Below are 25,272 nucleotides of genomic sequence, written 5' to 3' on the forward strand. Positions count from 1 at the left end.
TTCTGTTAAAAAATCATGGACCGCGAACGCGAATATTCGAACCGCGAGCCTGTCATAGTATCGGCAACACGGATACCCGCCGAAATTGACGGTAAAGCCGGTTTTCCTTAGCGTTCTACATCCCAATGCAGCGGGAACATCGGATCGAAGACTGTCACAGGGCCCGCCCCCGTCTCGATCTTTGACGGAAACGTGATCGCTTCATCACGCCTGACCAGCGTGACCTTCTCGTCATTCGGCTGCAGGCCATACCAGGCCGGACCATTCAGCGAAGTAAAAGCCTCGAGCTTGTCGAGCGCATTCTCCTGTTCGAAGACATGCGCCAGGCAGCTCATCGTATTGATCGAGGTGTAGATACCGGCGCAGCCGCAGGCACATTCCTTCAGCGGATCGACGTGGGGAGCCGAATCCGTGCCGAGGAAGAAGCGCAGATCGCCGCTGACGGCAGCCGCCCGCAGCGCCAGGCGATGGTTTTCGCGCTTGGCGACTGGCAGGCAGTAATAATGCGGACGGATACCGCCGACGAGGATGGCGTTGCGGTTGATGATCAGGTGATGGGTGGTGATCGAGCCCGCCAGATTGGCTTTCGACGACTTGATGTAGTCGATACCATCGGCCGTCGTCACATGCTCCATCGTCACCTTCAGTTCCGGCAGACGCTTGCGCAGCGGCTCGAGCACGGTTTCGATGAAGACGGCTTCACGGTCGAAGATATCGATCTCCGGCGTCGTCACTTCGCCATGGACGCAGAGCGGCAGGCCGATCTTCGCCATGCGCTCCAGAACAGGCATTGCCTTGTCCATATCGCGCACGCCGCCGTGAGAATTGGTGGTGGCGCCGGCCGGGTAAAGCTTCACCGCGGTGACCAGGCCGCTCTTCTTGCCCTCTTCGACATCGTCGGCGCTCGTATGCTCCGTGAGATAAAGTGTCATCAGCGGTTCGAAGCGATCGCCCTGCGGCAGCGCCTTCATGATCCGCTCGCGGTAGGCGCGCGCATCTGTGGTGGTGACGACGGGAGGCACGAGGTTCGGCATGATGATGGCGCGTGCGAAATCGCGGCTGGTATCGCCGATCACCCCCTCCAGCATGGCGCCATCGCGCAGATGCAGGTGCCAGTCATCGGGACGGCGGATGGTGATCGATTGCATGGGAACCTCCGGAGCGCTGCGGGTGGCGCTTCGATAGCATCAACAGGCCGATGGAAACAACCGTTTAGGCGTGACCAGATCGGCCCTAGAGCGCAATCTCCAATGTCATGTCGGAAGGGCGGCGGTTCTCCAGGATGAGGCGGCCGTTGGGGAGATCGTTGCCATAGACCTTGGCGCTGGCCTCTTCTTCGGTGAGCTTGTAGCCGCGCCAGCGCTCCCAGAGGCGCTCCTCGAGCACTTCCATCGGCGGGGCCAGCATGATCGTGTAGTCGAAGATGCCGTCGAGAGCAGCCCACTTCCCCTGCGTGAACAGCAGGTAGTTGCCTTCGACGATGATGAAACGGTCGTGCGGCGAGATGGGCCGGGCAGAGGCGATCGACAGTTCGCGGGAGCGGTCGAAGACCGGAACCAGAACTTCCTGATCGGCCGGACGCACGGCGCGGACGATATCGAGGAAGCCGCGGACGTCGAAGGTCTCGGGGATGCCCTTGCGGGCGAGCAGGCCGCGCTCGATGAGCACGGCATTGTCCATGTGAAAGCCGTCCATCGGCAAGACAGCGGCGGTTTCGCCGCGTGCTTTCAGGCCGTTGGCGAGGTTGTCGGCCATAGTCGATTTGCCGGCGCCGGGCGGGCCGGCGATACCCACGAGGAAGCGCTTCGCACTTCCGGCGCGGTCAAGAACCGCGCCGGTGATTTCATCTATCCTGACATTCATGCGGCGACCGGCTCCGTGGGGGCTGCCTTGGCGCCTGTCATGAAAGCGACGGCATCCGACATCGTGTATTCCTTGGGATTGATCACCGTCAGGCGGCGTCCGAGGCGGTGGATGTGGATGCGGTCGGCCACTTCGAAGACATGCGGCATGTTGTGCGAGATCAGCACGATCGGAATGCCACGTGAGCGGACATCCAGAATGAGCTCCAGAACGCGGCGGCTTTCCTTGACGCCGAGCGCTGCCGTCGGCTCATCGAGGATGATGACCTTGGAGCCGAAGGCGGCAGCACGTGCCACGGCAACGCCCTGGCGCTGGCCGCCGGAGAGCGTTTCCACCGCCTGATTGATGTTCTGGATGGTCATCAGGCCGAGTTCGGAGAGCTTGGCGCGTGCCTGCTTTTCCATTGCCGAATGATCGAGCTTTCGGAAGAACTGGCCCATGAAGCCCGACTTGCGAAGCTCGCGTCCGAGGAACATGTTGTCGGCGATCGACAGCGCCGGCGACAAAGCGAGGTTCTGGTAGACCGTCTCGATGCCTGCCTTGCGGGCTTCGATCGGTGACGAGAAGTGGATCGGCTGGCCTTCCAGCCGGATCTCTCCTTCGTCGGGACGGATCGCGCCCGAGATCGCCTTGATGAGCGAAGACTTGCCCGCACCGTTGTCGCCGATCACGGCGAGGATTTCGCCGGGATAGAGGTCGAAGTCGGCATGATCGAGGGCCGTGACGCGGCCATAGCGTTTGACCAGACCGCGCGCCGTGAGAAGGGGTTCGGTTGCCATCAGCCTGCTGCCTTTCTGATCCACTGATCGATACCAACGGCGGCGATGATGAGCACGCCGATCAAGAGATAGGTCCACTGGACATCGGTGCCGAGAAGACRCAGGCCGAGCGAGAAGACGCCGACGATGAGCGCCCCGAACATCATGCCGAGAATGGAGCCACGGCCGCCGAAGAGCGAGATGCCGCCGATCACCACGGCCGTGATGGACTCGATGTTGGCAAACTGGCCCGCTGTCGGAGAGACGGAGCCGATACGGCCGATCAGAGCCCAGCCGGCAAGCGCACAGATCAGACCCGAGAGTACGTAGGTCGAAACCAGCATGCGCTTGACGTTGACACCGGAAAGGCCGGCGGCTTCTGGGTCGTCGCCGACGGCATAGAGATGCCGGCCCCAGGCGGTATGGTTCAAGACATACCAGAGGACGGCGACGAGCAGGACCATGGCGATGACGCCGTAGGTGAAGACTGCGCCGCCGATGCGGAACGTATTGCCGAAGAGCTGCAGCAGCGGCGCCTGGGTTTCGATGTCCTGAGCGCGGATCGTCTCATTGGCCGAATAGAGAAAGTTCGTCGCAAGCACGATCTGCCACATGCCGAGGGTAACGATGAACGGCGGCAGCTTCATGCGGGCAATCAGCAGGCCGTTGATATAGCCGCAGAGAGCGCCGACGGCAAAGCCTGAGAGCACCGCGATCTCAACCGGAAGGCCGTAGCGGAACACGAACTGTCCCATGACCACCGACGACAGGACCATGATCGCACCGACCGACAGATCGATACCGGCGGTCATGATCACAAGCGTCTGCGCGGCGCCGACGATGCCGGTAATCGCCACCTGCTGCAGGATCAGCGTCAGCGAGAAGGCCGAGAAGAATTTCGTACCCAGGAGGGCACCGAAGATGATCAGCGAAAGCACAAGAACGATCAGCGATACGGCCGAAGGCGACGAGTGCAGGAAATGCCTGAATTTCTGCAGGACCGAATTGTCATCCGTGTCGAAAGACGCGACGTCCTTCGAGCTGTCCTTGAGAACTTTTTCGTAGTCGTGATGCGGTGCGGCTGTTGTTGGCTCGCTCATGGAAATCCTCCGCGTGACCCCACTCCCTAAGGGGGCGTCCGGCCGCTTTCGGGCAAGACGTGGGTTAAGCTGCACCCAATTCGGCGCGCTGTCAAAGATGAGCAGGGAGCGGAGATGCCGCTGGGCATCTCCGCGTTTTGGTTCAGGCTAGGCTGGGATCAACCCCAGCACTTGCCGAGGCCTTCCTTGGTGTCGATCGACTTGACGCCGGAGACCGGCTTGTCGGTGACGAGGGTGACGCCGGTGTCGAAAAAGTTCTTGCCTTCGGTCGGCTTCGGCTTTTCGCCGGAGTCTGCGAACTTCTTGATCGCTTCGATGCCGAGAGCGGCCATCTGCAGCGGGTACTGCTGCGAGGTGGCGCCGATGACGCCGTCGGCAACATTCTTGACGCCTGGGCAACCGCCGTCGACGGAGACGATCAGCACGTCCTTCTCGCGGCCGACAGCCTTCAGCGCTTCATAGGCGCCGGCAGCAGCCGGTTCGTTGATGGTGTGGACGACGTTGATGGTCGGATCCTTCTGGAGAAGGTTTTCCATCGCGGTGCGGCCGCCTTCTTCGTTGCCGTTGGTGATGTCGTGGCCGACGATGCGCTTGTCATCTTCGTCACCGATCTTGTTCGGATCCTTCGGATCGATACCGAAGCCCATCATGAAGCCCTGGTCGCGCAGAACGTCGACGGATGGCTGGGACGGGGTCAGATCGAGGAATGCAACCTTGGCGTCTGCAGCCTTGTCGCCCAGCGTTTCCTTGGCCCACTGGCCGATCAGCTTGCCGGCGAGCAGGTTGTCGGTCGCAAACGTCATGTCGGCGGAATCGATCGGCTCAAGCGGGGTGTCGAGCGCGATAACGAGCAGGCCGGCATCGCGGGCCTTCTTGATGTTGGGAACGATGCCCTTGGTGTCGGAAGCAGCAATCAGGATACCCTTGGCGCCATCGGCGATGCAGGTTTCGATAGCGGCAACCTGGCTTTCGCTGTCACCGTCGATCTTGCCGGCGTAGGACTTCAGCGTGACGCCGAGTTCCTTGGCCTTGGCAGTCGCGCCTTCCTTCATCTTGACGAAGAAGGGGTTGGTATCGGTCTTGGTGATGAGGCAGGCCGAAACGTCGGCAGCCATTGCCGGAGCCGAGAAGGCGACGCCGAGTGCGAGCGCGCCGAAAGCGAGAACTGATTTCTTCACGAGAACTCCTCCCAGAGATTAAGCGGATCGCCACGATGGCCGGACCCGTATTTTCAAGCACGAACGCCGCCTCGGATTTCGCCGGAAGCCTCCTCCAAGACCGTTCGATGCCGTTCACGATCGCGATTAAAAGCGAAAAGAAAATCGCTTGTCAATAAATAAATCCAATTGAATTATTAATTCGATGTGGCATGGTGGTTGAAAATAGGGCATAGGCCGATGATCGGGAGGAGTGCCCAATGTCGTCCCTGGAAGGCCCGGCGCATGCGCCGGCCGCACCGCCAATTCTGAACCCCGCCGGGGGCGCGAACCAGATCCGGGTGCGCGCCTACAACGAGCGGCTCGTGCTGTCGCTGGTGCGCCTTTACGGCGCCCTGTCGAAGGCCGATATCGCGCGCCGCAGCGGCCTTTCGGCCCAGACCGTCTCGGTCATCATGCGGGAGCTGGAGAAGGACGGGCTGCTCTCACGCGGCGCTCCCGTGCGCGGGCGCGTCGGCCAGCCATCCATTCCCATGCATCTCAATCCGGATGCCGTTTACTCCTTCGGCGTGAAGATGGGCCGGCGAAGTGCCGACCTGGTGCTGATGGATTTCGTCGGCAATATCCGCATGCAGCTGCACAAGACCTATGCCTATCCGTTGCCCGGCGACTTCCTCGATTTCATTGTTTCGGGGATCGCCGAACTCGAAAGCCGGCTGGATGCGAAAGAGCGCAGCCGCATCGCCGGCATCGGCATCGCCGCCCCCTTCGAGCTCTGGAACTGGGCGGAGGAAGTCGGCTCGCCGCCTGGCGCCATGGATGTCTGGCGCGGCGTGGATTTGCAGGCCGAAGTCACGAAGCGGGTCTCCTATCCGGTCTTCCTGCAGAACGACGCCACCAGCGCCTGCGGCGCCGAACTGGTTTTCGGCGTCGGACCGTCCTATCCGGATTTCGTCTATTTCTTCATCGGCTCGTTCATCGGTGGCGGCATCGTGCTGAATTCGGCGATCTTTTCCGGCCGTACCGGCACCGCCGGCGCGATCGGCCCCCTGCCCGTCCGCGGCAAGAATGGCGAGACGCTGCAGCTTCTTGAAATCGCTTCGATCTTTGTGCTCGAAAACATGCTGCGCGAGCGCGGCATCGATCCCGAGCCACTCTGGTATTCCGCCGATGATTGGGTCGATTTCGGCGAGGCGATGGAGCTCTGGATCCAGGACTCCGCCAAGGCACTGGCACAGGGGATCGTCGCCGCCGCATCGATCATAGATTTCAGCGCCGCCGTGATCGATGGCGGCTTCCCCGGCTGGGTGCGCGAACGGATCGTGCGCGCGACCATCCGGGAGGCGGAAAAACTCGACCTCCAAGGAGTCGTCATGCCGGAGATCATCGAGGGCGCTGTTGGGTCGCAGGCGCGGGCAATCGGCGGGGCGAGCCTTCCGATCTTTGCGCGCTATCTCACCGACCAGAACGTGCTGTTCAAGGAGATTGAAAATGCTGAAGGGGCTTGATCCGCTCTTGAGTCCGGAACTGCTGTCGACGCTGCGCGCCATGGGCCACGGCGACGAAATCGCCATCGTCGACGGCAACTATCCAGGCGTCGAACACGCGCGCCGGCTGATCCGCCTCGATGGCCATGGCCTGATCGCCGTGCTTGATGCCGTGCTCAGCGTGCTGCCGATCGACGATTTCGTGCCCGAAGCCATCTTCCGCTCGACGGTGAAGGCCGAGCGCGACAAGCTCGATCCTGTGCACGAAGAGATGATCGACTGCTGCGCCAGACACGAACCGCACCAGCCGGTCATACCGCTCATCGGCCAGGACTTCTACGGCCGCGTCCGCGCCGCCCACGCCCTCATCCAGACCAGCGAACCCCGGCTTTATGCCAATATCATCCTGCGCAAGGGCGTGATCTATCCGCATGCCGCTGGTGAAGGCGGCAAGCCGAAGGTCGAACCCTTCGATTACTAAACCTAAATCTCACCCGCCTGAGGACCCCAAACATCCGTCAGGGCAAAACCGCCCGGATGCGGATCGAATGGGTCGAGGGCAACCTGGGAGAGGCCGAAGGTGAAGCCGCGGCCGGTGATGGTCGGGATGATTGCCGGGCGTCCGGCGACTTCGGTGACCGACTGCAGGCCGACTTCGAATTCCGAACCGATGATCGAACGCGACGTGAAGATGTCGCCGGGCTTTGCCTTGCCGCGGGCATGCAGTGTCGTCAGGTTTGCCGAGCTGCCGGTGCCGCAGGGCGAGCGGTCGGCGCGGCCGGGCCACATGGTCGTGCAGGTGCGCACCGCGCCATCCGGCTCGATATCGCGGAACATCACATAAGCAACGCCCGAGATCGCGGGGATTTCGGGGTGAACGACCTTGATGTCGCGGTTGATGATGTCCTTGAGAACCATGCCGGCGCGTACCAGCTCGGCGGCATTCGACTTCTCGATCTTCGAGCCGATCTGACCGACATCGACCAGCGCATAGAAAATGCCGCCATAGCAGAGATCGACCTTGATCGTGCCCCATTCCGGCGTCTCGACGTCGACATCGAGCTCGTGAACGAAGGCCGGGACCATGGTCAGGCGGACCTTCTCGCAGCGACCGTCGCGGCAGGTCGCAACCGCCTTGACCAGACCGGCGGCGGTCTCGAGCGTCACCACCGTTTCCGGCTCCTTCATCTCGACGATGCCGGATTCCAGCAGGGCCGTCGTCACGCAGATCGAGTTCGAACCCGAGCTTGCATGCGCCTGATCGGGCTGCAGGATGATGAAGGCCGCATCGGCATCCGGATGCTTGGCGGGGAGCAGAAGGTTGACCGAGCCGATCGGCGCGCCGCGCGGCTCAAGGCAGAGAAAGCGTCGCAGCTCGGTACCCTTCGGATCGGTGTTCAGCCAGTGCAGCTGAGCCGCGACCGTTTCGCCAGGAATCTTCGGCACGCCGCCAATCGCGACCTTGCCGATTTCACCCTCACAATGAACATCCAGAAGCTGGATCGTGCGCTTCCATCTCATCCGTCTCGTCCTTCCAAAGCGAGCCAGACCGGCTCGTCGTGCAAATCAGTATCTATCGATGCGGAACGGCGTCATGTCGATCGCCGGCTTCGTGCCCGAGACCATATCGCCAATCAGCTGCGCCGTCGTGGCGGCAAGCGTCAGGCCAAGATGGCCGTGTCCGGTGGCATAGAAAACACCCGGCACCTTCGACGAGGCCGATATGATCGGGATGGTATCAGGCAGTGCGGGGCGATGGCCCATCCACTCGCTGGTATCCTCGACCTTCAAGCCGGGCAGCACGCGCTGCGCATGGCGCACGAGAACCCGTGGGCGGCGGAAATCGGGGGCGGCATCAAGGCCTGCGAGCTCGACATTGCCGCCGACGCGGATGCCGCCTGCCGTCGGCGTGACCATGAAGGCGCGATGCGGCCAGATCACCGAATAGCGCATGGCAATGCCGGGCTTCATGATCTGCGTGTGGTAGCCGCGCTCGGTTTCCAGCGGGATCGGTTCTCCAAGCTTTGCAGCGAGATCGCGGGTGTGAACACCGGCGGCAACGATAACGGCATCAACCTCGATGCGGCCGCCGCTTTCGAGGATAACGGCCGACGTTCCCTCCGGCTTGCGCTCGATGCTGCGCACGCTACCCGACAGGAACCGCGCGCCGGCTGCCTCTGCGGCAGCCGACAGCTTGACGACGAGCTGGTAGGGCTCGCGGATCGATTTGTTGTCCGGCAGCAATACCGCCTTGGCGACCTTTGACGACAGCGCCGGCTCATAATGCTGGATCGCGCCGCCATTCAGCACTTCGAACTCGAAGCCATAGCGCTGCATCATCTCGATATGGCCGCGATCACCGGCAAACTCCGACTCGGTCTCGTAGATCGCGAGGCAGCCTTCATCGGTCATCAGTTCGGGGGCGCCGATTGCCGAAAGCATGGCGCGGGTATCGGCGAGCGCGCGTCCGGTCAGCAGCATTCCGGCATCCTCGATCTCGCGCAGACGCGACGGCCGTCCGGCGGCGATGAAGCGCAGGAACCATGGCAGCATCTTCGGGGCGTAGGATGGACGGAGCCAGACCGGGCCTTCAGGATCAAGAAGCCAGCGGGGGATCTTCTTCCAGGTGGCGGGGCCGGACCCGGCAGCAAAATCGAGCGCAATGCTCGCCATGTTGCCGTAGGACGTGCCGCGGCCCGGTTCGCCCTTGTCGATCAGCGTGACCTGAAACCCGCGTCTCTGAAGCTCGAAGGCAATCGAGGCGCCGATCACGCCCGCGCCAATCACTGCAACTGTTGGCTTCACGTCTTCAGTCATCGCGTCATCCATCATAGCGGGGCCGCCTGCAGCCACCGTCAATCGACGTGATATATCAGATCGCGGACCTTGCCTATGGAAATTTTCACTGGCTCGGCAGCCCTGCCCCGACGCTGTCGCCCACTGAGCCTGCCGTGTTTTCCACCGACTGGCCAAGACGCTTCAGCTGCGCATCATAGTTGCGCCGGGTGCGCGGATCGAAGATCGCAATCGGCGTGCTGACGGCAACACTGGCGGCGCTGCCGACGGTCTGCGCGGCACCGATCGCAACAGCTCCGACGGCCTCGCCGAGACCGACATTCGAGTCGGTGATGGCCTGACCTGCAATCAGGCGATCGCCGATCAGCTTCACGACTTCAGGGCTTTCTGCAAACTTTCCGTGGTTCAGCCGGTCGCCGCCCTTCAGCTTGGTCAGGTCGAGCACGGTGATGCCGGCGGCTTCCAGCTTGCTGCGATAGGGCTCCACCGACGGGTCGATCTGCCCGAGGCGATCGACATTGCCGGAGATCCGCCGCGAGAGCGCCAGTGCCCGGTCATCGCGCGACACGAAGATGGTGAAATGCGGCTTCTCCTTGCCGAGGCTGGCGAACTGGCGGCCGAAGACGTCTACATCGAGATCGGGAGAGGCCAGGATGACGTTGTTGATCTTCGACGCGACTTTCCCGTCGCGGATCGCCATCTGCCGGAGCGCCTCGACGGTCAGCCAGGTTCCCATCGAGTGGGCCATGATGGTGACGTCGCTGACGGCGGGGTTATCGGCCGTGCGCCGCAGCAGCTCCTCCAGCGCATCGCGCGAATAGTTGGTGCTTTCCTTGTCGTAATTGTAATCGAAGATCGAACCGCGGGAGGGCCAGGTAAAGACCACCGGCGCCACATCCGCATGCGAATCGTGGACGATCTGGGCAAAGCGGTAGACGGCATCTTCGTAGAGGTTGTTGAAGCCGTGCACGAAGATCAGCACGCGGCGGCTCTTCGGCATGTGGCCCTTCAGCCATCCCTCGCCTGCCTTCTCGCCCTGCAGCGGATCGACGGAGACGGTCACGAAATTGCGGAGGGGATCGGCGGGCAGGCGCGTCGGCCACTGAACCTGGCCCACCTTGCGGTTGGCCTCCGGCGGAATCGAGACATCAACGGCATTGACCATCAGACCGGTGCCGCGCTCGCCGGAGAACAGCACGCCGGGATCGGTATCCGGCGCGCGCGTCGTGGCGACCAGCAGATTAACCTGCGATGTGCCAGGCTGAACGGATCCGACAGGCGTCATGACGCCGGTCGCGCGGCCACCGCATCCCGACAAGACAAAGGCCGACAGCATTACCGCCGCAAGCGCCCTGCGCATGGCTCCCGAGCCGCCCAGCATGCATTCTCCTCTTCGAATACCGGCAATGCGGCTGGCGCCCAAATAAGACGCCGGCAGGAGCGGAGTCAAATAAGGCAGCGATCGTGGACATGGTGAAACTTTGCGCCCGGCTTTGCCGTTATTGCCTCTGACCCCGGGACAAATCGGATGGACGCCATGAAAGCCGTTCTTATCGCCCTTGCTTCGATGACCCTGCTGCTTCCGTCCCTCGCCCGCGCGGAACGCCTCGCCGAAGACGATATCCGCCGCGACATCATCGGCAGGACGATCTATCTCGCGACGCCGCTCGGCGGCGAACTGCCGCTCAACTACCACACATCCGGCGCAGTGGACGGCAGCGGCAAGGCGATCGGCCTTGGGCGCTATTTCAAGCCCAGCGATACCGGCAAGTGGTGGATCCAATCGGACCAGCTCTGCCAGAAGTTCCAGACCTGGTACAAGGGCGCACCGATGTGCTTTCAGCTCGAACGGGCGGGTGCTGGCAAGGTGAAGTGGACCCGCGACAACGGCGAGACCGGCGTGGCCAGGATCGGCGACTAATCTTCGGTGCGAATTGAAAGGGCTGAAATAGAAAAGAGCTCGGTGCGGGAGGAGGTGCACCGAGCTCTTGATCTTGACTGGCAACTGGGAGGAGGAGTGTTACCAGTCGGCGTAAGAGCGCTGGGAGGAGGAGTGCGCTGCTTACGGAGATATAGATAGCCCATTCATTTGGTCAGGAATAGGGATAATACCGCAACGCAGCAATGCAAAAAGCGCATGACTAAGTGTGTCAATCTTGAGAATACGCCTCATTTTGCAGCAATTTTAATCATATGGTCAAATATCTGCGCAGAGTTTGATCGTGAAGAAGGACACGGCAGCCTAATTGCCGCCGCGTCCCGATGATGACGTCAAGCGGCCTTGAAGAGCTTCCTGCCTTCCGCGTCGAGGGCGGTGAATTCCTCCTCGGACAGCGTTATTCGGACAGCTGCGACGTTTTCTTCCAGATGCTTGACCTTGGAGGTGCCAGGGATCGGGAGCATCACTGGGCTGCGCTTCAGCACCCAATCGAGCGCGATCTGGCTCGGCGCGGCATTGTGCTTCCTGGCGATCGTATCCAGCAGCGAGCCGGGTTTTGCCAGATCGCCTGCAGCCAGCGGATACCACGGGATGAAGCCGATATTGTGTTTTTCGGCATAATCGAGCACGTCCTCGCTGGTGCGATCGACGAGGTTGTAGCGGTTCTGGACCGTTGCGACCTTGAAGTATTTCGATGCAGCCTGGATATCGGCCACCGAAACCTCGCTCAATCCCGCATGCCGGATCAGCCCGGCGGCCTGCAGCGACTTGATCGTATCGAATTGCTCGCCGGCCGGCACCTTCGGGTCGATGCGGTGCAGCTGCCAGAGATCGATCTGTTCGACACCGAGATTGCGCAGGCTCTTGTGCACCTGCTGGATCAGATACTCTGGGCGGCCGAGCGGCAGCCAGATGTCCGGACCATGGCGGGTCAAGCCACCCTTCGTGGCGATGACCGAGCCGTGGCTATAGGGATGCAAGGCTTCCTTGATCAGCCATTCTGAAACGTCGGGCCCATAGGAATCGGCCGTATCGATGAAATTGACGCCAAGCTCTGGAAGACGCTTCAGTGTGCGGATGGATTCGGCGTGATCGGCAGGTTCACCCCAGATACCCCGGCCGGTGACGCGCATGGCGCCGAAGCCCAGACGGTTGACCTCGAGATCGCCGCCGATCTTGAAGGTGCCGGATTGCGCAGCATTCAGAACGGACATGGTCTTTCCTCTCGTATGGATGCGTAAAAACAAGCGAAGTCGCTGAGCTGGCGACGTGCTCCCTGGCGCCTGATGACAGCGCCGGCGGCGTCAGCCTCCTGCAGGCGGAACGATCTCGTTCCGTGCCAGCTTTACATGGGCAGGCAGCTCGCCGGAGGCAATATGTCTGATGCCGCCGCAGCTGCTTTTTCAGCCACAGTGCGATCGGGCGCCGGTGGAGCCCGCTCCTAGTGTCGAGAGGAAGCGTGTAGCGCCTTACTGATCGTAGACGGCGCGATAGCCTTCGGACGAAGCACAGGCGGTATAGGCCCGCCGGGCAGCGCTACGCGACACGGCCTCGCCCTCGCCCTGGTCGTATTGGCCGCTGATCTGCGAGCGCTCTTTGTAGAGCCGCATGGATTCGTCATAGGCGGCATTGCCTTCGCCCATGCACATCGTATGCGCGACGAAGGATGGATTGACCGGCGTACCGACGGGATAAAGAACCGGAGAGTTGGCCCGATCGACGCAACCGGAAAGCAAGGCTGCCGCTCCAGCAACCGACACCGCAACCAACATTCTTGCCTTCATCGCATTCACTCCTGCCTGCCTCCGGACAATCCGGCGCCAGACGCAGATAGCCGCGCAAGGTTGCGCGAAGCTAGGCTACTCGATGATTTTCAAGGAAAGAAAATGAGTGGCGCACCCGAAGAGATTCGAACTCCTGACCCCCAGATTCGTAGTCTGGTGCTCTATCCAGCTGAGCTACGGGTGCGTCTCGAAGCGGCTGAACCGCTTGCGTGGCGATCCTCTAAAGCCTCCTCCGGGGGAATGCAATAGGCTTTGTGAAAAAATCGCGACTTTCGATCTGCAGAGCTGATCTGTGAATTTTGCTTTACTTTTCAGCGTGGCTGCGGATGCGGTAATCTTCCAGCGAAACCGGGCGATCCGGCACTTCGATGCGGAACTGCGTGCCCGCTGAGGGCTTTTCCACAAGGGCAATGGTGCCGCCGTGGGCAAGCACAAGCTCACGAGCAATCGCCAAACCGAGGCCGGTGCCGCCGGAGCGGGCCGAACCGCGGAAGGCGGTGAAAAGGTTCTGACGAGCTTTCAGCGGCATGCCAGGACCGGTATCGTCGATGATGATGCTGACCACGCTGCCGACGCGTTGCGCGGAGACGGTGATGCGCTTGACGCCATCGGCACCGAGTTCGCCCGGCATCATCAACGCCTGCAGCGCATTGCGGCAGAGATTGTGGATCACCCGGAAGAGCTGTTCGTTGTCGCCGTCGATCTCGATGTCGGTGGGCATCTGCTCCAGAAATTCGATGCCGCTGGCCGGGTCGATGGCCAGCATGTCACGAACGTCCTGGGTTAATTCCAGCAGCCGGATGCGGCGTCGGCGCGGCGCCGATTCGGTCGTCTGGCCATAAGACAGCACTTCGGTCGTGTAGCCGACGGCGCGGTCGATCGTTCTGAGCAGCTTCGGCGCAAAACTCTTCACCATCGGATCGTCGACATCGACGAGACGGTCGGACATCAGCTGCGCCGAGGCCAGAATGTTGCGCATGTCATGATTGATCTTGGAGACGGCAAGGCCGAGCGCTGCGAGGTTCTTCTGCTGCTTCAAGGTCTTCTGCAATTCGATCTGCATCGCCGTCAGATGACGGCCGGCGACCGCCAGCTCGTCCCGTCCGCCATCGCCGACAAAGACGTTGTGAGGGTTTTCCGGATCCGTCGAAAACTGCTGCATGCTGCCGCTCAGATTGCGGATCGGGCGGATCAGGATGCGGTTGATGACGAAGAAAACCAGCGTCGCGGTGAATAGCGAGATCAGGACCGACAGAAGCAGAACGTTTCGTGCATAGACGAACATCGCATTGCGCAACGCCCTGTCCTTCATCACCACTTCGACGCCCGTCGCGGTATCGCCGACCGGGCCATAGACGCGAATCATCCGGTTGCCGCCGAAGATCAGCGTATCGAGCGCATCGCAGATGGCGTTTACGGGAGTGACTTTCGTCAGATCGTACTGCTCATCGACGGAGGTCGGCATCTCCGTCATGGCCAGAAGCCGCGAGGTGCCGTCCTTGCGAAGGACGATCGCCTTGGTGCCCGTTGCCTCCAGGGTTTCCTTCTGGAGCATGCGCGGCAGCTCGACGGGCTGAAGGCCATCGATGACGATGGCGGCGGCAGCAGCGGTGTTGAGCTTGTCGTCAAGCCAGCGGATACGCATGCTGGCGACCGACGGGAAGAAGATCAGAACTTCGGCCAGCATGATGAAAAGCACGGTCATCCAGAGCAGCTTGCCGGAGAGCCCGCCAAACCACCCTGCAGGGCGTTCGCCGCCCGCAGCCGTCATATTCACTGGCATTTCGCTTTGGTCTTGCACTGGCATCGCTGTTTCCGTTGGGCGCAAGCGCCTGCGAGGCAGAGACTTATAATAGACGGTTTACAATCCGCTTTCAAATCTTCGCGAGGCGCGGCAAGTCGTCACAAAAGAAAACGCCGCCCGAAGGCGGCGTTTCCGATTAGAAAGCTCTGGATTCGGAGATCAAAACTCTTCCCAGCTCTGCTCTGCGACCGCCGCATTGCCGTTGAAGGCGCGGGCGACGGTGTTCATAGCGCGGCGCGCGGGCGAGGCGACCGGGCGATGTTCTTCGCGGCGGGCAACGGCCATCTGCGGTGCGGGGGCGTTGGAGACCTTGAAGCGCGAGATGAGGCGGACGAGACCATCGGCTTCGGCGGAGAGCTTGTGGGTCGCGGCAGAGGTTTCCTCGACCATTGCCGCATTCTGCTGCGTCACCTGGTCCATCTGGTTTACGGCGGTGTTGACCTCCTTGAGGCCGGTCGACTGTTCCTTCGCCGCGGTTGCGATCGAATGGATGTGATCGTTGATGGCGATGACGCGGGTTTCGATTTCCGACAGCGCCTCGCCCGTCGCCTGCACCAGCTTGACGCCGACATTGACTTCATCGCCCGACTTGGTGATGAGCGCCTTGATGTCCTTGGCAGCGGTTGCCGAACGCTGAGCCAGCTCGCGGACTTCCTGAGCGACAACCGCAAAGCCCTTACCGGCCTCGCCGGCACGCGCTGCCTCAACGCCTGCGTTGAGCGCCAGCAGGTTGGTCTGGAAGGCGATCTCGTCGATGACGTTGATGATCTGGCTGATCTCGCGGGATGCCTGCTCGATGCGGCCCATGGCATCGACCGCATTGCGGACGACGACACCGGATGCACCTGACTTGTCCTTGGCTTCGGAGACCATGACGCTGGCTTCCTGGGCACGCTCGGTCGAATTCTGGACAACCGCCGTGATCTCGTCGAGTGCGGCAGAGGTTTCCTCCAGTGCGGCAGCCTGCTGCTCGGTACGCTTCGACAGGTCGTCGGTCGCAACGCGCAGTTCATTGGTGTTGCCGTTGATGGCTTCGGTCGTTTCGCGAACTTCGCGCATCGTTGTCTGCAGCGTCACGAAGGTGCTGTTGACGTTCTGCTCCAGTTCGGCGAAGGCGCCCTGGAACTCACCGCGCATCGTCTGCGTCAGGTCACCATCGGCAAGGCTTGCAATGACGCGGCGGGTTTCGTTGACACCGGTGTCGACGCTGGAGAGCAGCGAGTTGATGTTGCCTGCGAAATGGTTGAGGCTCTCGTCCTCGTAGTCCTTGTCGATGCGGCGGCTGAAATCACCCGCGGCAGCGGAGGCAACGACGACGGACATGCTCGACTGCAGGTCATCGCTCTTGGCGCGCATCGCCGTTTCCTGGGCGTTGAGGCGCTTGATGGCGAGGCCGTTTTCCTTGAAGACGGCAACGGCCGCGGCCATGTCGCCGATTTCATCCTGGCGGCCTGCATAGGGCACTTCGGCTTCGAAATTGCCGTCGGCGACTTCCTTGATCGCGGTCGTCACTTTCTTGATCGGGCGGCTGAGGTGGCTGGTGCCGATATAGAAGCCAAGGCCGACGCCCGCAGCGATACCGATCGTGGTGATCGCAAGCACAAGCCAGAAGACAGAGTTGCGGAAAGCCTCGATCTCGTCATCGACGGCATCGAGTTCGGCCTTGTCGGTCTTGACGATTGCGTCGATCTCGGCCTGGAAGGCCTTGCGGTTGGCGCGGTTGGCGTCGTTATTGCCCTGATCGTTTGCGGCTGCAGGGCCGACTTCGGTGCCGAGACGTGCAGTCTCGGTGCGGAAGGCGCGGAATTCCTTGGACCGATCGACGAGCTTGCCGAAGCTATCCTTCTGGCTCTCAGGAACCAGCGGCGCCCAGCCAGCGATCACCTTGTCGATCTCGTCGAGATCGGTGTTGATGCCTTTGGCAAAAGGAGCGACGTCCTTGATCTCCTTGGAAGCATAAATGCCACGGGCTTCCATCACGGTTGCCGTGACGAAACGATTGAGACGCTCGCCGGCATAAGCGCGGCTGGAAGCGCTTTCATAGGCGGTCAGCTTGTTGTTATACTCGTTCATAGCGAACAATGCCGTCGCGCCGATGACCAGCGCAACGCCAGCCATAACGCTGACAAGCAAATTGATCTTTCCACGAATTTTCAAAGTATAGTCTCCCTAGGGGGTGAAGAGAGACTGGAAAGCAAATTCCCAGCCGAATGACCAAAATATCGGCGAAATTTCTTAAAGTTATGTTTCGGATTTTAGCTATTACGACTACAAGAAATTATCCCTATTATTCGGGCTCACAGCAGATTTTTCGCAAAAATTGCAATCAGCAAGACCGAACCAATGGGAAATCGTGGCCGCCCCAGAAGAACTTCGGCAAAATTCAACCTCATGGGGTATTGCCGTAGTCGTTAACACCCTGATGCGACTTTTTGCACATTGGCGCTTTAGCGGGCAGGCCGCGTGGACGATTTTTCCGGCTATAATTGACTTTTTTGGCGACCGTCCCTATAAGCCGCCGCACGTCCGGTCACTATAGGTCTTTTGGCCTCGCCCGTTCGCAAAAATAACGCTCCTTGCACTTTGCAAAACGTAAGAAGGGCCGCACTCCGCGGTATTAAAATAAATGAAGCGTACTTACCAACCATCCAAGCTTGTCCGCAAGCGCCGCCACGGTTTCCGTGCACGTATGGCTACTGCCGGTGGCCGCAAGGTTATCGCCGCTCGCCGCGGACGTGGCCGCAATCGTCTTTCGGCTTAAGGCCGGAATTGCCCGATAAGAGATGGCGGGCGAATTGACGACAAAAAAAGAACAAGAAGAAATGACTGTCGGGCGGCTGAAAAGCCGCCCGCAGTTTCTTGCTGTTCGCGTAGGCGAAAAGCGCAGGGGCGGCTTCTTCCTGCTCGAGGTACTCGACCGCAAGGAACCCGACACCGAAGCCCGCGTCGGCTTCACAGTCACCAAGAAACACGGCAACGCAGTCGAAAGAAACCGCATGCGGCGGCGTCTTAAAGAGGCGGTGCGGCTTCATGCAGGGTTTGCAATGCAAGCCGGACACGACTATGTGGTTGTCGCGAGAAGGGATGTCTTGAAGGCATCTTTCCAACAATTGACTGCGGAGCTCAAAGCCCGCGTTGAAAACAAGCCGAAACAAAAGCGGTCGAATGAAGACCGCTCCAGGAACGTATGATGCAAAACAACCGCAATTATTTCATTGCGATCGCTCTTTCGGTGCTGATCGTTCTTGGCTGGCAGTTCCTCTATATGAATCCGCGCATCGAGGCGCAGCGCAAGGCGCAGGAAGCTCAGAAGGCACAGCAGACCACCGAGCAGACGCAGACGCCTGCAGCAGGTGGCGCACAGCCGGCTCAGACCAGCGGTGCCGCTCCGAGCGGCCAGGTGGCAACGGTCGCGACGCGCGAAGAAGCGCTCGCCAAGTCGCCGCGTGTCGCAATCGATACCGCAGCTCTCTCGGGCACCATCAACCTGACGGGCGCCCGCCTCGACGACCTCAAGCTCAAGGGCTATCACGAGACCGTCGACAAGAGCAGCCCGATCATCACGCTGTTCTCGCCGGCTGAAACCAAGGACGGCTACTTTGCCGAACTGGGTTACGTCGGCAGCGATCAGACCGGTACGGTTCCGGGCGCATCGACCGTGTGGACGGCACCGGAAGGCGCAAAGCTGACGGAAAAGACGCCCGTTACGCTCACCTATACGAACGACAAAGGCCTGACCTTCGCTCGCACGATCTCGGTCGATGAGCGCTACATGTTCACCATCGCCGACAAGGTGACGAACAGTGGCACGAATGCAGCGGCAATCTCTTCCTACGGCCGCGTCACGCGCTACAACAAGCCGACCACGCCTTCGGTCTATGTTCTGCATGAAGGCTTCATCGGCGTTATCGGCGAAGACGGTCTGGTTGAGAGCAAGTACACGGCTGTCGAAAAGGAAGCCGTTACGCCTGCCAAGTCCACCGGCGGCTGGCTCGGCATCACCGACAAATATTGGGCAGCGACGATCGTTCCGCCGCAGAAGTCCGCTTATGAAGCGCGCTTCGCCTACTATCCGGGCACGCAGCCGAGCTATCAGGCTGACTACAAGGAAGACGCCGTCAGCATCGCTCCCGGCCAGTCCGTCGAGCTGAAGAGCCTCGTCTTCGCCGGCGCCAAGGAAGTTCCGGTTATCGACGGCTATGAGGCCTCCTACGAGATTCCGCGCTTCGATCGCCTGATCGACTGGGGCTGGTTCTACTTCCTGACGAAGCCGATGTTCAAACTGATGGACTTCTTCTTCCGTTACTTCGGCAATTTCGGCGTGGCGATCCTTCTGACCACTATCGTCGTCAAGGCATTGTTCTTCCCGCTCGCCAGCAAGCAGTACGCTTCGATGGCAAACATGAAGCGCATGCAGCCGAAGATGGAGGAGCTGAAGGCCAAATTCGGCGACGACCGTATGGGTCTGCAGCAGGCAATGATGCAGCTCTACAAGGACGAGAAGATCAATCCTGTCGCTGGTTGCTGGCCGATCGCGCTGCAGATCCCGATCTTCTTCTCGCTCTACAAGGTGATCTACATCACCATCGAAATGCGCCACGCGCCGTTCTTCGGCTGGATCAAGGACCTTTCGGCTCCCGATCCGACCTCGATCGTCAATCTTTTCGGCCTGCTTCCCTTCGAGGCGCCGACCCTGCTGCATCTGGGTGTCTGGCCGCTGATCATGGGCATCACGATGTTCCTGCAGATGCGCATGAACCCGACGCCGCCGGATCCGACCCAGGCCATGATCTTCACCTGGATGCCGCTGGTATTCATGTTCATGCTGGCGAGCTTCCCGGCCGGTCTCGTCATCTACTGGGCCTGGAACAACACGCTCTCGGTGATCCAGCAGTCGGTGATCATGAAGCGCCACGGCGTGAAGATCGAGCTCTTCGACAATCTGAAGGGCGTCTTCAAACGAAAACCGGCGCCATCCAAGTAGACTTAGAAAAGCCCCGCTCCGGCGGGGCTTTTTCTTGGCGGCAGAAATGATCTATAAGGCAGCCCATGACAGAAAAGAACGATAAGCCCCTCTTCGGGCGGCCCTGGATCTTCATCCGTGGCGTGCCCTCCATGAAATTCCTGCCGCCGGAAGGCCCATTCGAAATCGCCTTTGCCGGACGCTCGAATGTCGGCAAGTCGTCGCTGATCAATGCGCTGGTCGGGCACAAGGGGCTGGCGCGCACCTCGAACACGCCGGGACGGACCCAGGAACTCAATTATTTCGTTCCGGACGGCTATTCCGGCGCCGAAGGCGACATGCCGCCGATGGCGCTCGTCGACATGCCGGGCTACGGATATGCCCAGGCACCGAAGGATCATGTCGACGCCTGGACGAAGCTGGTCTTCGACTATCTGCGTGGCCGCGCCACGCTGAAGCGCGTCTATGTGCTGATCGACAGCCGTCACGGTATCAAGAAGAACGACGAAGACGTGCTGACGCTGCTCGACAAGGCTGCCGTCTCCTATCAGATCGTCCTAACCAAGACCGACAAGATCAAGCCACCGGCGGTCGCGAAGTTGCTCGCGGAGACGCTCGAGAAGATCAAGAAGCGGCCTGCCGCCTACCCGTTCGTGGTCGCGACCTCGTCCGAAAAGGCCGAGGGCCTCGATGATCTCAGGCAGGCGATCGCTGAAACGGTGGAAATCAGCAACTGGAAATGAAAGAGGCGCCTCGAAAGGCGCCTCCCCACATTCTCCTGCCTGCAATCATTTACATCTTCGGCAGAAGCACCTTGTCGATGACGTGGATCACGCCGTTCGACTGCTTGACGTCGGCGATGGTCACATGAGCGACGCCGCCGTTTTCATCGGTCAGCGTGATCTTGCCCATGCTTTCCTTGGCCTTGATGATGCAGCCACCGACCGTCTTGATGTCGTGCTCGCCGCCATCATCCTTGATCATCTTGGCGACTGTCTTCGACATCGCGTCGGCCGCGACGACGTGGCAGGTGAGAACCTTGGTGAGCTGCGCCTTGTTTTCGGGCTTCAGCAGCGTATCGACGGTGCCGGCTGGAAGAGCTGCGAAGGCTTCGTTGGTGGGCGCAAACACCGTGAACGGGCCCTTGCCCTCAAGCGTCGAGACCAGGCCCGCCGCCTTGACCGCGGCAACCAGCGTGGTGTGATCCTTGGAATGCACTGCGTTTTCGACGATGTTCTTGGTGGGGTACATCGCAGCACCACCGACCATCGGATTCTTGGCCTGCGCTGCAAAGGCGATTGCGGACACGGCAGTGGCAAGCGCGATGGTGCGCAAAGCGGACGTGATCATGATTGTTCTCCTCGACGCCGGCTGCAGGACACTGGCCTGATGCCTCGTGCTGCCCGGTCATTGAAGCTACGGGCAGCAGCGAAAAAGAGTTTCGGAGACAGGAAAGAATTTTACGGGCGGTGTGCCGCGCCGCTGGCAACAACCGGTCCGGTCGGAGCGCCCGTCGATGAGCCGCCGAACGGCTCGAGGCTGACGGCGAAGGTCGCGCCCTCGCCGATCTGGCTGCGCAGGTTTGCCGGGATGACCAGCTCACCGCCCTCGCCCGGCTGGAATACGCCAAGCGACTGCGGCCCGCCGCTGCCCGGAACGAGCCAGAGCTGCAGCGACTTTTCTTCCGGCTTGCCCGCGGCGACCGGTATAATGCGCAGGTGGCCGGTATCGGCCTGATACGACGCCAGAAGATTGACTTGACTGCCGGCTGCCGACAGTTCCGCAACCAATGGTGCCGCCCCCTGTGGCGGCGGTACGATGCCGGATGCGAAGATGATCGCCCCGGCGGCAACGACCAGCGAGGCGAAAGTCAGCGAACGCCAGAAGACCGCCGAATTCCACAGACCGCGCGAGAAAGACGGCGCGTGCGCGGGATCGCCAAAGAGACGGGCTTCGACCTGCTTGAAGGTTTCGCGGCTCGGCGCAACTGTCTCATACTCGTCGTTGAAAGCGGAAAGATTGGTTTCCCAGCGGCTGACGATTGCCGCAAACTGGCGGTCACGGCGCATGCGCTCTTCGACAACCCGCCGATCCTGGTAAGAGAGAACGCCAAGCACATACTCGCCTGCGAGCACTTCGTCGCGAGAGCGGCCTCCCTTGCTTTGATCGGGCGATGTCATCGTTCCATGCACTCTCTCAGCTTCAAAAGGCTGCGCCGCAGCCATGTCCGCATGGTGTTGAGCGGAACGCCGAATTGGTCGGCAAGTTCCTGGTAGCTCAGTCCTTCGACATAGGCCCGCCTAACCGACGTCGCCCTGTCAGCTTCCAACTCTTCCATGCAGGTGTCAATCCGCCTTCCTTCATCACTCATCACAGCTTGCTTTTCCGGATCAAGTGCGGAGTCGGCAAGATCATAGGCACTATCGAGCTCGTCGCTGACGGGCTTTCGGGCGCGCATGGTATCGATCGCCTGGTTGCGCGCTATTGCCGCAAGCCAGGCAGTGGGTGCGCCCTGCGACGAGGCGAAAACCTTGGCACGCTGCCAGATCTTTACATAGATCTCCTGCAGCGCCTCTTCGGCTTCCGCCCTGTCTTTCAAGATACGCAGGCATATGGAGAAAAGTTTCGGGCTCGTTTCCCTGTAAAGGGCGACGAAGGCCTGCCGGTCGGACATCGCCACGCGGCCAATCAGTCTTGCGAGTTCATCGCCGGTCATGCCGCTGCCGCTCTCCTTAATATATCCTTACATAGAGGGACGGGCGCAAAATTGACAAGAGGCCGTCAAACTAATGCGCAACGCATTATTCCATCTGTCAAAAACTTGAGATAAAAGGCCCGCGATCCATTCTGCGGGGTAAGCCATGAACCAGTCCGAAAGCGAAATGCAGGCGCATCTTCTGGCGCAGGCGCTGCCTTTCATGCAGCGCTACGAGAACAAGACGATCGTCGTGAAATATGGCGGTCACGCCATGGGCAATCCCGAGCTTGGCAAAGCCTTCGCCAGCGATATCGCGCTGCTCAAGCAATCCGGCGTCAACCCGATCGTCGTCCATGGCGGCGGCCCGCAGATCGGCGCCATGCTCACCAAGATGGGCATCGAATCCAAGTTCGAAGGCGGGCTGCGCGTCACTGACGCGAAGACCGTCGAGATCGTGGAAATGGTTCTCGCGGGCTCGATCAATAAGGAGATCGTCGCCCTCATCAACCAGACAGGCGAATGGGCGATCGGCCTTTGCGGCAAGGACGGCAACATGGTCTTCGCCGAAAAGGCGCAGAAGAAGATCAAGGACCCGGATTCCAACATCGAGCGCGTTCTCGATCTCGGCTTCGTCGGCGAAGTCGTCGAAGTGGACCGCACGCTGCTCGACCTGCTCGCCCGCTCCGAGATGATCCCGGTCATCGCGCCGGTCGCGCCTGGCCGTGACGGCGCGACCTACAATATCAACGCCGATACGTTTGCAGGTGCGATCGCCGGTGCGCTGAACGCCACCCGCCTGCTGTTCCTGACAGACGTCCCGGGCGTCCTCGACAAGCAGGGCAACCTGATCAAGGAACTCTCCGTCGCCCAGGCGCATGCGCTGATCGCCGACGGTACGATCTCCGGCGGCATGATCCCGAAGGTCGAGACCTGCATCGACGCCATCAAGGCGGGCGTTCAGGGCGTCGTCATCCTGAACGGCAAGACGGCCCATTCCGTCCTGCTCGAAATCTTCACCGAACATGGTGCGGGCACGCTGATCGTGCCCTGATCACCGGTCAAGGCGCGGCGGCATAAACCGCTGCCGCGGCTTCCTTCAACTTTTCCATCATTGCCCGATAGGGCCCGGGTCCGTAGCTGACCCGGCCGACGCCGAGGCTTGCCAGCGTCTTCACGTCAGGCACGCCGGCCCGCATCATGATGTTCACAGGCAGCGGCGATGCAGCGCAGATCTTTTCGATCAGCCTGGCATCCGCAAGGCCCGGCACGAAGAACCCGCGGGCACCGGCCGCCGCATAGGCCTTGCCGCGCTCGATTGCCTCATCGGCAAGAGCGGCGTGTTTCGACGAATCGCTCTCTGCCAGGAAAAGATCCGTGCGGGCATTGATGAAAAACGGAATGCCGCGGGCATCGGCCATGGCGCGGATCGCGCTGATCTTGGCCGCCTGCGTTTCCGGGGAATGCAGCCCCTTGCCGCCGACCACCTGATCCTCGAAGTTGATGCCGATAGCCCCGGTATCGATGACCTTGGCAACATTGGCGGCAACGCCATCCGGCTCTTCCGAATAGGCGCCTTCGAAATCGACGGAGAGTGGCAGATCGCTCGAAGCGGCAATCGACCGGGCCGTGGCAATCAGCACGTCCATGGGCAGCTTCTGCCCGTCCGCATAGCCCTGCGCCGCAGCCACCGACCAGCTGCCGGTCGCCAGCGCCTTGGCGCCGCCTTCGGTAACGGCCTTTGCCGTTCCGGCATCCCAGATATTGTAAAGAACGACTGGCGTTCCCTTCCGGTGCAGCGCTTCGAATGCCTTTGCCTTATCCGCCTGGTTCATGATGCTTCCTCCATTTCGGGCCTTGTTGCCCGCATTTCTGCTTCGTGTTTCAACAGCCACTGCTTGCGCCAGAGACCGCCGCCATAGCCGGTCAGCGATCCATCCGCGCCGATCAGCCGGTGGCAAGGGATGACGACGGCAATCTGGTTAGCGCCATTCGCGCGGCCGACGGCCCTTACGACTTGCGGATTGTCCATGTCGCGGGCGATGTCGCCGTAAGCGCGCGTCTCGCCCACCGGGATGCGCATCAGCCTCGACCATATCTCCCGCTCGAAAGCTGTTCCAAAGGCAAGGGCAAGCGGCGTTTCGAACTCCCTCAGCCGCCCCGCGAAATAGGCTTTCATCTCCGCCTCGATCCGTTCGATTGCCGGCGTACGCCCGGCGGCAACGGTGGAGCGCGTCTTGCGCTGCAGGCTTTCCAGCTCCTTCGGCAGCGCCTTGCGGTCATGAAATTCGAGGAGATGCACATGCGTCTGATCGGCAACCGCAATCATCGGCCCGAGCGGTGTATCGAAGAGATCGGCAAAGAGCAGCGCGCGGTTCTGGACGATAATAGGCGCCATGCCGATCATCCGGTGAAAGGCGGCGCGAAAACTGCTGGCCGATTCATAGCCTGCATCCAGCTGTGCGTCGATAATGCGGCAGCCATCGGCGATTTGCCTGGCGGCCTGCCCGAGCCTGCGGTAGCGGGCAATATCGAGAAAGGTCATCCCCAGCGCGCGCTTGAAGGCGCGGCGCACCGTCGACAGATCGTAGCCGAGATCGGCGAGGCGCTCCTCCGTCCAGCGCGCGGAGGGATCACGGTCGAGCGCCTTCAGGAGATCGTCGACAACAGGCTCCCGCCCCGCCTGCTCCAACGGCCTGCACCGCTGGCAAGGCCGGAAGCCCGATTGCATGCAGGCCGAGATCGAGCCGCAAAAGAGCGTGTTCTCCCGCTTCGGCTTTCGCGCCGGGCAGGTCAGCCGGCAGAAGACGCCGGTCGTCTTCACGCAGGCATAGGCGAGCCCCTCGTAATCGGAGCTTCGGGCAATCAGCGCGTCGTAAAGCGCGTCATCATCGGGCAGATCGAACAGCATGAAGCCTTTCTACCA

Annotated in this window: 25 protein-coding genes and 1 tRNA gene; 8 read left to right on the plus strand and 18 right to left on the minus strand. The window is 61.1% G+C overall.

The genetic code is table 11. The annotated features are described in order from the left end of the window. Positions 1-107 precede the first annotated feature (107 nt). The 5 genes from pyrC to AC1DJO_RS10175 all read right to left on the minus strand — a co-directional run bounded on the left by pyrC (position 108) and on the right by AC1DJO_RS10175 (position 4,899). Positions 108-1,148: a dihydroorotase gene (gene pyrC / locus AC1DJO_RS10155; RefSeq protein ID WP_477970242.1), complete on the minus strand. Its 1,041-nt coding sequence runs from the start codon at positions 1,146-1,148 to the stop codon at positions 108-110. 85 nt (positions 1,149-1,233) lie between these two features. Beyond that, entirely contained in the window at positions 1,234-1,863 is a 630-nt protein-coding gene (locus tag AC1DJO_RS10160; RefSeq protein ID WP_477970244.1) for a nucleoside triphosphate hydrolase, read from the minus strand. Further along, a complete protein-coding gene (locus AC1DJO_RS10165; protein WP_477970246.1) occupies positions 1,860-2,642 on the minus strand; it encodes an ATP-binding cassette domain-containing protein in 783 nt (260 codons plus the stop codon). Before AC1DJO_RS10165 ends, AC1DJO_RS10160 begins: the two co-directional genes overlap by 4 nt. Continuing rightward, on the minus strand, positions 2,642-3,721 hold the full coding sequence (locus AC1DJO_RS10170) for an ABC transporter permease (RefSeq protein ID WP_477970248.1): 1,080 nt from the start codon (positions 3,719-3,721) through the stop codon (positions 2,642-2,644). The genes AC1DJO_RS10165 and AC1DJO_RS10170 overlap by 1 nt, the downstream gene beginning before the upstream one ends. 158 nt (positions 3,722-3,879) lie before the next feature. Further along, positions 3,880-4,899: a sugar ABC transporter substrate-binding protein gene (locus tag AC1DJO_RS10175; RefSeq protein ID WP_112385308.1), complete on the minus strand. Its 1,020-nt coding sequence runs from the start codon at positions 4,897-4,899 to the stop codon at positions 3,880-3,882. A gap of 239 nt (positions 4,900-5,138) precedes the next feature. Here AC1DJO_RS10175 and AC1DJO_RS10180 point away from each other — a divergent pair, with 239 nt between their 5' ends. Then, positions 5,139-6,386 carry an ROK family transcriptional regulator gene (locus AC1DJO_RS10180; RefSeq protein ID WP_477970250.1) on the plus strand — a complete coding sequence of 416 codons (1,248 nt, stop codon included), beginning with the start codon at positions 5,139-5,141 and terminating at the stop codon, positions 6,384-6,386. Continuing rightward, positions 6,370-6,846, plus strand: coding sequence for an RbsD/FucU family protein (locus AC1DJO_RS10185; protein ID WP_477970252.1), 477 nt, complete (start codon positions 6,370-6,372; stop codon positions 6,844-6,846). Before AC1DJO_RS10180 ends, AC1DJO_RS10185 begins: the two co-directional genes overlap by 17 nt. 2 nt (positions 6,847-6,848) lie before the next feature. Here the strand turns inward: AC1DJO_RS10185 and AC1DJO_RS10190 are convergent, their stop codons facing one another. The 3 genes from AC1DJO_RS10190 to AC1DJO_RS10200 form a co-directional block, all read right to left on the minus strand. Next, entirely contained in the window at positions 6,849-7,886 is a 1,038-nt protein-coding gene (locus AC1DJO_RS10190) for a proline racemase family protein (protein ID WP_477947097.1), read from the minus strand. A 45-nt stretch (positions 7,887-7,931) separates the two neighbouring features. After that, positions 7,932-9,182, minus strand: coding sequence for an NAD(P)/FAD-dependent oxidoreductase (locus AC1DJO_RS10195; protein WP_477970254.1), 1,251 nt, complete (start codon positions 9,180-9,182; stop codon positions 7,932-7,934). Positions 9,183-9,267: 85 nt separating this feature from the next. Continuing rightward, positions 9,268-10,521, minus strand: a complete 1,254-nt coding sequence (locus tag AC1DJO_RS10200; RefSeq protein WP_477970330.1) for an alpha/beta hydrolase — start codon at positions 10,519-10,521, stop codon at positions 9,268-9,270. Between the two features lie 177 nt (positions 10,522-10,698). On the opposite strand from AC1DJO_RS10200, the gene AC1DJO_RS10205 reads away from it, so the two are divergent. Next, entirely contained in the window at positions 10,699-11,082 is a 384-nt protein-coding gene (locus AC1DJO_RS10205) for a hypothetical protein (protein ID WP_477970256.1), read from the plus strand. A gap of 350 nt (positions 11,083-11,432) precedes the next feature. Here the strand turns inward: AC1DJO_RS10205 and AC1DJO_RS10210 are convergent, their stop codons facing one another. From AC1DJO_RS10210 to AC1DJO_RS10230, 5 genes are all read right to left on the minus strand, one after another. Then, complete coding sequence (locus AC1DJO_RS10210) at positions 11,433-12,314, minus strand: aldo/keto reductase (protein WP_477970258.1); 882 nt, start codon at positions 12,312-12,314, stop codon at positions 11,433-11,435. A 255-nt stretch (positions 12,315-12,569) separates the two neighbouring features. After that, the gene (locus tag AC1DJO_RS10215) at positions 12,570-12,884 is read right to left on the minus strand and encodes a hypothetical protein (RefSeq protein WP_112514067.1); all 315 of its coding nucleotides are present in this window, start codon (positions 12,882-12,884) and stop codon (positions 12,570-12,572) included. Between the two features lie 107 nt (positions 12,885-12,991). Beyond that, positions 12,992-13,068, minus strand: a tRNA-Arg gene (locus AC1DJO_RS10220). A gap of 120 nt (positions 13,069-13,188) precedes the next feature. Beyond that, complete coding sequence (locus AC1DJO_RS10225; RefSeq protein WP_112385301.1) at positions 13,189-14,691, minus strand: sensor histidine kinase; 1,503 nt, start codon at positions 14,689-14,691, stop codon at positions 13,189-13,191. A 156-nt stretch (positions 14,692-14,847) separates the two neighbouring features. Then, positions 14,848-16,845: a methyl-accepting chemotaxis protein gene (locus AC1DJO_RS10230; protein WP_477970260.1), complete on the minus strand. Its 1,998-nt coding sequence runs from the start codon at positions 16,843-16,845 to the stop codon at positions 14,848-14,850. A gap of 469 nt (positions 16,846-17,314) precedes the next feature. Between AC1DJO_RS10230 and rpmH the strand changes: the two genes are divergently transcribed. From rpmH to yihA, 4 genes are all read left to right on the plus strand, one after another. Beyond that, on the plus strand, positions 17,315-17,449 hold the full coding sequence (gene rpmH, locus AC1DJO_RS10235; RefSeq protein WP_112385299.1) for a 50S ribosomal protein L34: 135 nt from the start codon (positions 17,315-17,317) through the stop codon (positions 17,447-17,449). A gap of 22 nt (positions 17,450-17,471) precedes the next feature. Next, the gene (rnpA, locus tag AC1DJO_RS10240; protein ID WP_477970262.1) at positions 17,472-17,879 is read left to right on the plus strand and encodes a ribonuclease P protein component; all 408 of its coding nucleotides are present in this window, start codon (positions 17,472-17,474) and stop codon (positions 17,877-17,879) included. Beyond that, positions 17,879-19,672: a membrane protein insertase YidC gene (gene yidC, locus AC1DJO_RS10245; protein WP_112444503.1), complete on the plus strand. Its 1,794-nt coding sequence runs from the start codon at positions 17,879-17,881 to the stop codon at positions 19,670-19,672. The genes rnpA and yidC overlap by 1 nt, the downstream gene beginning before the upstream one ends. Before the next feature lie 65 nt (positions 19,673-19,737). Continuing rightward, on the plus strand, positions 19,738-20,394 hold the full coding sequence (gene yihA, locus AC1DJO_RS10250; RefSeq protein WP_112385297.1) for a ribosome biogenesis GTP-binding protein YihA/YsxC: 657 nt from the start codon (positions 19,738-19,740) through the stop codon (positions 20,392-20,394). 49 nt (positions 20,395-20,443) lie between these two features. Here yihA and AC1DJO_RS10255 read toward each other — a convergent pair whose 3' ends face one another. The 3 genes from AC1DJO_RS10255 to AC1DJO_RS10265 all read right to left on the minus strand — a co-directional run bounded on the left by AC1DJO_RS10255 (position 20,444) and on the right by AC1DJO_RS10265 (position 22,367). Next, complete coding sequence (locus tag AC1DJO_RS10255; protein WP_112444477.1) at positions 20,444-21,001, minus strand: fasciclin domain-containing protein; 558 nt, start codon at positions 20,999-21,001, stop codon at positions 20,444-20,446. A gap of 110 nt (positions 21,002-21,111) precedes the next feature. Beyond that, positions 21,112-21,831 carry an anti-sigma factor gene (locus tag AC1DJO_RS10260; RefSeq protein WP_477947107.1) on the minus strand — a complete coding sequence of 240 codons (720 nt, stop codon included), beginning with the start codon at positions 21,829-21,831 and terminating at the stop codon, positions 21,112-21,114. Next, on the minus strand, positions 21,828-22,367 hold the full coding sequence (locus tag AC1DJO_RS10265; protein ID WP_112385294.1) for a sigma-70 family RNA polymerase sigma factor: 540 nt from the start codon (positions 22,365-22,367) through the stop codon (positions 21,828-21,830). Before AC1DJO_RS10265 ends, AC1DJO_RS10260 begins: the two co-directional genes overlap by 4 nt. A gap of 145 nt (positions 22,368-22,512) precedes the next feature. Here AC1DJO_RS10265 and argB point away from each other — a divergent pair, with 145 nt between their 5' ends. Beyond that, the gene (gene argB, locus AC1DJO_RS10270) at positions 22,513-23,400 is read left to right on the plus strand and encodes an acetylglutamate kinase (RefSeq protein ID WP_112514072.1); all 888 of its coding nucleotides are present in this window, start codon (positions 22,513-22,515) and stop codon (positions 23,398-23,400) included. 7 nt (positions 23,401-23,407) lie between these two features. Here argB and AC1DJO_RS10275 read toward each other — a convergent pair whose 3' ends face one another. Further along, positions 23,408-24,181, minus strand: coding sequence for an isocitrate lyase/PEP mutase family protein (locus tag AC1DJO_RS10275; RefSeq protein ID WP_477970264.1), 774 nt, complete (start codon positions 24,179-24,181; stop codon positions 23,408-23,410). Beyond that, complete coding sequence (locus AC1DJO_RS10280; RefSeq protein WP_477970266.1) at positions 24,178-25,257, minus strand: bifunctional transcriptional activator/DNA repair enzyme AdaA; 1,080 nt, start codon at positions 25,255-25,257, stop codon at positions 24,178-24,180. The genes AC1DJO_RS10275 and AC1DJO_RS10280 overlap by 4 nt, the downstream gene beginning before the upstream one ends. Positions 25,258-25,272: the final 15 nt, after the last annotated feature.

Source organism: Rhizobium sp. 05N430, from assembly GCF_056396985.1.